This window comes from Vreelandella sp. L-15 (genome assembly GCF_056857635.1).
Genome location: NZ_JBSXNN010000047.1, coordinates 1 through 6,639, shown reverse-complemented (window position 1 = coordinate 6,639; position 6,639 = coordinate 1). Strand labels below are relative to the sequence as shown.

Genomic DNA, 6,639 nt, shown 5'->3' with positions numbered 1-6,639 from the left:
CAATACTCGCGAATAAATCGCACCAGCAGCGCCAGAATGGCCCAGCTGTGCCGGGCATCACCTCGATTGCTGGTGCGCAGATAGCTCACCAGCAAGTGCCTACCGCAGAAGACGTAAAGCGGGAAGTAGCAGTGATGGTCGCAATACCGGTTAAAGAATTTACCCGGCTGATCCCCATGCACCGGGATATCGGTGCCGTCAAAATCCAGCACGATTTCCTTCGGCGGCTCTTCGTGTTGTTCAATAAAGTGGTGCCAGAGCAGCTCATGGGCCTTCACAATGGTTTGCCGGTCCATTGCCTGTTCCATTCGGCACAGCGTGGATTTGCCAGCCAGAGCGGAGGCGTTACCCGTGGCGGTTTGTAGCGCCTGATCAAAGCGCAGGGCTTCATGGTCATTCAGATCTTCGTAGCCACCGGCCACACCGTAGACCCGTTGCCGGACCAGGGACTTGAGCTCATGACGAATCATCCGGGGATCCCGCTGGTCGGTCAGAGTCTCGGCCAGCCGTTGGGTTAACCGGTGTTGTTTGTCGACTTCGCGCAGTAACAGCAAGCCGGCATCGGAGGTGATATGGCCTCCGGAGAAGTCGGTTTCAATCTGGCGGCGGGAAAGTGGCGAGAAGGTCAGTTTTTGAGGTACCATTTTGGATAGCGGTTGTTGGTGTTGATTGATGGTGTAAGGTCCTGAAATTTTAACACTTTCAGCCGCTTTCTTTTATCCCCTCATGAGAAATTCGGGCTAGACTGCCCCTTGATTCACAACAGATAATAGATCACCTGCTCAATGGGGGCAGGGGGCTTCTGGGCACACCAATTAATCATGGTTGGTGCCGATAACATGCTGGAGAATATTTTGATTAGTTGCCCCAAGTGTGAAGGGGTGTGAGTATGGTGCTACTATGATTTCCCTGATGATTGACCTAAAGGAGAAGCTCATGAAATGTCCAGTATGCGAGAGTGTTGATCTGACGATGGCCGATCGACAAGGTGTGGAAATTGATTATTGCCCCAAATGCCGGGGCGTGTGGCTGGACCGGGGGGAGCTGGACAAGATCATCGAGCGTAGTGCCGTAGAACTGGCGCCGCCACCACGTCGCGAGCCAGAACCCCGAGGCTATGACAAGCACGGCGGTTACGGCAAGCATGGAGGCCATGGCAAACATGGGTATCGCCGCAAGTCCTGGTTGTCGGAAATTTTTGATTAGACAGGTTTGTTCAGGCGGCGCAACTCGGGTGGACATGGGCCTGCCTGGTGTCACCGCGGCGCAGGATCCTTACGTCTGGACTTTGACCTGGGGCCTTGACGCGCACCGCGGTCATCTGGTGGTCAAGGATGCGATACGTTGTGTTGGCGGAGGTGAACGTCACCCTTAGAGGAAGCAAATCATGGGACATCATCTTTTCCGGCGACCCAAACACAGACGGTATCGCGACATGGGTGGGTATTATGAGGGCGATGACCATTCCGGCTATCGCGAACGCAGAGCCCTGCCGGTGCTGAATATTCCGACCTCGGTCATCGTGGCCGGGCTGGTCATATGGTCTGCGCTTTCGCTCGGCGCTTGGTGGCTGGTCGATCCGGTCCTCTCCTGGATCTCCGGTGCAGCCGGGCCACTGGCCGATACCGGAGCGGGGCTTGCGAAGTGGTTTGGCCTTGGGGAGGAAGCCACGGCTTTACGTGATGCGGCCAATATTGAGGGGCTGCTCGGCTGGGCGGGTGGATCGATTCATTTTCTTGTCAAGACGGTCGTTCTGCTGGTTTGGGTTGCAGGGCTGATCGCGCTGATTGCAATACCCGCTGTCCTGCGACGAGGACAACGGCGACAGTAGTGCCCGAAGACTGATCGGAACCACCTTGCGCATGACATCCGAACCTCCGGTCATGACCGGACCGCTTCTCTTTCTCGACCATGTCGAGAAATATGTGTTACGGCTCTCTGTCCTTTTCATTGCGGACAATGGCGAGTGCCCGGAGCCAATCGAAACGGTCCACGGCGTACATACAGCGGAAATCCTCGCGGAATACGATCATATGACCGTTTGGCGAGCACGCTTCGACCTGCCCGCAAACCGCTCGTCCTGTTATGCCTGGAACGGCCAAAGTTACTCCTTGGCAAGTGATTTTCGAGGCGATATACGGATCGCCTATGTGTCCTGCAACGGCGAGCAAATCGGCGATCTGGAGCGCGAAGGGTCCGAGCGCAATGCGATGTGGGCACGCCTGACAGAAGATCACCGGAACGCGCCGTTTTCCCTGCTGCTGCACGGTGGCGATCAGGTCTATGCTGACCAAGTCACCGAGGGTCACCCCCTGAGCGAGGACTGGCCCGAACATATCCCCAAGGATCCTTCGCGCGCCGATCTTGCCGATTTGCGCCATTATTTGCGCGAACGCTTCCTGGAGCGCTACGTGGCGCTTTATCGTGCGCCGGAATTTGTCTGGATCGCCGCGCGCGTGCCGTCTCTCATGCAGTGGGACGACCACGATATTTGCGATGGCTGGGGATCGCTACCGGGGTCGAAGACCGACACACCGGTCGGCCAAATCCTGTTTGATGTTGCCCGCGAGAGTTTTTTGACCTTTCAGCATGCCGCAGTAGATGGTGATCTGCCTGAACGGTTCCACGATCCTGCCGGGCTGCATCTGGGCTGGAGTGTTCGCACAGCCGGTCTGCGCCTCCTTGCACCTGATATGAGGTCGGAGCGTACGCGCCACGAGGTAATGGGGGACGGCGGCTGGAAGATGATTCGAGCTGAGGCCTCGACCCCGGTGCAGGGTCACACGTTCCTGATGTCCAGCGTGCCGTTGCTGGGTCCACGCCTGTCGGTGCTTGAGGCTCTGATGGTCGCCATCCCCAAAATGCAGAAATACGAGGACGATCTGCGCGATCAGTGGCAAAGCCGCGCTCACCGTGACGAATGGTGCGATATGCTTCGGGTGATCCGGGACATGGCGCTTGCCAACGGCCATGATGTCACGGTGCTTTCGGGGGAAATCCACCTGGCGACGCGTGCCACGATGAAGCTCGGCGCCGGTCGCTGGTTACACCAGCTGGTTGCCTCGGGCATTGCGCATCGCGCCCCGCCAAGGGTGTGGGCACGAATTCTGGGGGCCCTTGCACAATTTGGTGAATCGCCGCTCAAGGCGTGTCCGATCCGAATCCCATGTATCCCCGGTCAGAAGTCGCGCTATATTGCGGAACGCAACTATCTGGTGCTTGAGCGGCGTTCAGATATATGGCGCGCCCGTTGGGCTCTGGAAGAGAGCGGGATAACACCGCCCCTTATTCTGTGATAATAATCTTCACACATGTATGTAAGGCCGCTAGCGCGGTCGTCGGAGTTTGCGCAGCCGATGATCCAGCACCAATGACCTGTAAATTGTGTGTTATTACCTGCCTTTTTCAATCCGTCATTCACGTCAAGCAGAAGCTCGAACAAATGAACACGCCTTGTATCCCCATCCAGGAAGAGTGGTCCGAGAGTTTGTTCGATCCACTTCATTGGGAGCTTCCTGCAACGGCTTCCTGTTGTCTGGTTGATTACACCGACATTTCCGCATTGGATACCCTACCCACGGGTGTAACAGGTGGAGCAAAACGAAATGCGAGCAAGCGCAGTGCGTTGAACACGACGACAATAGTCGACCCTTCGTGAACCGCCACCGCAGGTCCAATCCCAAGACCGAGAATCGTCGCGGGAACCAGCAAGGCAACAACGCCCAGGCTGAACCACAGGTTCTGTCGAATGATTGAGCTCGTCGACCGGCTCAACGCCACGGCGAAGGGCAAATGGTTCAGGTTATCCGCCATCAGAGCCACATCGGCGGTTTCCAGCGCGACATCCGAGCCCGCCGCGCCCATGGCAATGCCGACTGTGGCGTTCGCCATCGCGGGAGCGTCGTTGACGCCGTCGCCAACCATCGCTACTTTAGCCTCTGCGCGCAGTTTTTTGATCGTCTCCACCTTATCATCGGGCATCAGATCACCGCGTGCCTCGTCAAGGCCGACAGCCCGCGCGACAGCGTCCGCGACCTGCTGATTGTCGCCAGAGATCATGATCATCCGGCGAATGCCGATCGTGCGCAGCGTCTCTATCACCGCCGGTGCCGCTTCGCGCGGCGTATCCATCAGCCCAATCACGCCAAGATATCGGTCGCCTTGGCGAACAACCATCGTGGTGCGGCCGTTCGCTTCCAATGCTTCTATTTGGATCTTCAGAGAAGGAGGAATGGCAGGGCCGCCAATCTCCGCGAACAGGTCATCCTTACCGATGTAGGTTGTCTCGCCCTCGACGTCTGCCACGACCCCGCGGCCCGTAATGCTGCGCAGGTTCAATGACTCGGCGGCAGGCGTATCGCCCAGGCGTTCGCGTCCACCCCTGACAACGGCAGCGGCGAGGGGATGGTCGCTCAACATCTCGACCCCAACCGCCACCCGCAGAAGCTCCTCTTCCGCTACGTCATCGGCCGTCACCACATCGACGAGCTTCGGCTTGCCTTCTGTCAGTGTGCCGGTCTTGTCGAAGGCGATGGCCGTCAGCCGCCCCAGATTTTCGAGCGGGGCACCGCCTTTGATCAGAACACCGCCACGGGCGGCGCGTGCGACCCCGCTGAGAACCGCGCTTGGCGTCGCGATCGCAAGCGCACAGGGGCTTGCCGCTACCAGTACAGCCATGGCGCGATAGAAGGTGTCGCTGAAAGGTTCGTCGACGACGAAGCCCGCAAACAAAAGCGCAACGGCAAGAACCAGAACCGCCGGTACAAAGATGCGTTCGAACCGGTCGGTCAGGCGCTGGGTGGGCGATTGGTTGGTTTCGGCCTCGTTCACCATCTTGACGACGCGGGCGAGGGTCGAATCCGCCGATGTGCGCGTGACTTGAATTTCCAACGCACTGCCGCCGTTGATCGTACCGGCAAAGACACGGTTTTCGGCATCCACGAGGTCGGGTTTTTCCGCGGCAACGGTCGCATCCCCGACGGGTGATTTGTCCACCGGCACGCTCTCGCCTGTGATCGGTGCTTGATTGACGCTGCTTTCACCCTTGATGACGAACCCGTCCGCGGCCAGACGCTCGTTCGGCTTCACCAGCACGATGTCACCGACCCGCAAAGCATCGACGGCGATCTCTTCGACCTTGGCATCCCGGCGCACGGTGGCGGTTTTGGGCGCCAGGGCGCCAAGCGCTTCGATGGCCCGCTTGGCGCGACCCATGGCATAGCCTTCCAGCGCATGGCCAAGACTGAAGAGGAGCAGCAACAATGCGCCCTCGGCCCATTCACCAAGCGCTGCCGCGCCCGCCGCCGCCACCAGCATCAGAAAATCAATCTCGAACCGGCCAGTGCGCACACTGTCAATAGCCTCGCGCAGGGCGTAGTAGCCGCCGAAGAAATAGGCGGGCACGAGGACGAACAGGGGTGCCCATGGCGGCGTCGCCACGAACTTCGGCAAAAGCCAGCCAATCAGCAACAGCGCACCGCACAAGGCCACAAAAATAAGTTCCGTTTGCGCACCAAATATGCCGCCATGCTCATGATCGTGTGCTTCTCCAGTCGGCTCATGCGGTCTGGATTCGTCTTGTACCAGCGACAGTCTCATGTTCTGAAGGGCATTGCGCAGAGTGTTTTCATCAGTTTGCCTTCGATCAAATTCAATCCGCAGCGGCCCCTTGGCATTGGCCTCGGCCTCTACAACCCCCGGGAGACTGCGCAGCTGTGCGCTGACCGCTCTTGCCCGACGTTGATCCGGAATACCTTCAACCTGCCACACGAGGTGCCCGAACTGAGAGGTAATCTCTGCCCCGAACGCCTTGGCGACTTCGCGGACTCGTTCAAGCGAAAGCAATGCGGGGTCGTAATGAATACATAGCTCCATGCCCCCACCGCTTTCTGTATTGCGAACGTGGGCGATAGAGACACCTTCACGAGTTTCCAGGCTCTCGGCTAGCCGCTGTGCACAAGCCCCATGCGCATCCGGCGTGTCGGGAAGGAGGAGCGGGAGGTCAAGGCGAAGTGTTTTTTCCATGGTTGCACATCCTATCTTTTGTTGAAACCAAAACGCGACTGGGATCGGTACCTGGAATATGCTGCGAGACAAACGCAAAGCCGCAGGCACACAACGCTGCTGCCGCGTAGGCTATCATGCTGGCTTCGCGGCGGTGCCATAACCGATCCATTCCGGTCAGCCCGCCCAACACCGTGCTGGCGATTGTTTTGCTCGCAAGCTGCAACTGAAATTTCCAAGCCAACTTCTTTCTCCAGTGTTTTTGTCTTTATCCGTTCAAGTAGGCGTAGATGATATATTCTGCACCGAATTCACTGCTTGTCGCTTCTGCCCGGTGTGTGCGTCAGGTTGACAATACGCGACACCAATCGACATGGAGTACATGGGGCTTATTGCAAGCGCAATGCGAGCTGACGCGTTATTGCCTCCTCTACTGATTTTCTACATGATATCCCTGTGTGATGTGTTCTTGGGCCTCACGGGCATCCAGTTCCCTAGCCCGGATTTCTCATGAAGAAGGTAGCATGAGGAAGGAAGAAGCGGCTTAAAGTGTTAGAATTCAAGTTCCTACACAAAAACCCACACTAAAAGCCGCTATCCAAAATGGTACCTCAAAAACTGACCTTCTCGCCACTC

The 6,639-nt window shown here is 57.8% G+C and carries 5 protein-coding genes and 1 pseudogene; 3 read left to right on the top strand and 3 right to left on the bottom strand.

Annotated elements, in window-relative coordinates; all coding sequences use genetic code 11:
* Window positions 1–644, bottom strand: a pseudogene (locus tag AC13CY_RS06225) (IS1380-like element ISMaq3 family transposase); the annotation flags it as partial.
* A gap of 292 nt (window positions 645–936) precedes the next feature.
* Here AC13CY_RS06225 and AC13CY_RS06220 point away from each other — a divergent pair.
* The 3 genes from AC13CY_RS06220 to AC13CY_RS06210 all read left to right on the top strand — a co-directional run bounded on the left by AC13CY_RS06220 (window position 937) and on the right by AC13CY_RS06210 (window position 3,296).
* On the top strand, window positions 937–1,206 hold the full coding sequence (locus tag AC13CY_RS06220; protein WP_172515652.1) for a TFIIB-type zinc ribbon-containing protein: 270 nt from the start codon (window positions 937–939) through the stop codon (window positions 1,204–1,206).
* A gap of 181 nt (window positions 1,207–1,387) precedes the next feature.
* A complete protein-coding gene (locus AC13CY_RS06215; protein WP_039882014.1) occupies window positions 1,388–1,831 on the top strand; it encodes a hypothetical protein in 444 nt (147 codons plus the stop codon).
* A gap of 31 nt (window positions 1,832–1,862) precedes the next feature.
* Window positions 1,863–3,296 carry an alkaline phosphatase D family protein gene (locus AC13CY_RS06210; RefSeq protein WP_074211047.1) on the top strand — a complete coding sequence of 478 codons (1,434 nt, stop codon included), beginning with the start codon at window positions 1,863–1,865 and terminating at the stop codon, window positions 3,294–3,296.
* A gap of 247 nt (window positions 3,297–3,543) precedes the next feature.
* On the opposite strand, the gene AC13CY_RS06205 is transcribed toward AC13CY_RS06210, so the two are convergent.
* Both AC13CY_RS06205 and AC13CY_RS06200 read right to left on the bottom strand, forming a co-directional pair.
* A complete protein-coding gene (locus tag AC13CY_RS06205) occupies window positions 3,544–6,024 on the bottom strand; it encodes a heavy metal translocating P-type ATPase (protein WP_008173696.1) in 2,481 nt (826 codons plus the stop codon).
* The gene (locus tag AC13CY_RS06200; RefSeq protein WP_136632012.1) at window positions 6,002–6,247 is read right to left on the bottom strand and encodes a hypothetical protein; all 246 of its coding nucleotides are present in this window, start codon (window positions 6,245–6,247) and stop codon (window positions 6,002–6,004) included. The genes AC13CY_RS06205 and AC13CY_RS06200 overlap by 23 nt, the downstream gene beginning before the upstream one ends.
* Window positions 6,248–6,639: the final 392 nt, after the last annotated feature.

Coding starts and splice junctions, on each gene's coding strand:
- AC13CY_RS06220 (WP_172515652.1), top strand. CDS start 937: ATGAAATGTCCAGTATGCGAGAGTGTTGATCTGACGATGGCCGATCGA.
- AC13CY_RS06215 (WP_039882014.1), top strand. CDS start 1,388: ATGGGACATCATCTTTTCCGGCGACCCAAACACAGACGGTATCGCGAC.
- AC13CY_RS06210 (WP_074211047.1), top strand. CDS start 1,863: ATGACATCCGAACCTCCGGTCATGACCGGACCGCTTCTCTTTCTCGAC.
- AC13CY_RS06205 (WP_008173696.1), bottom strand. CDS start 6,024: ATGGAAAAAACACTTCGCCTTGACCTCCCGCTCCTCCTTCCCGACACG.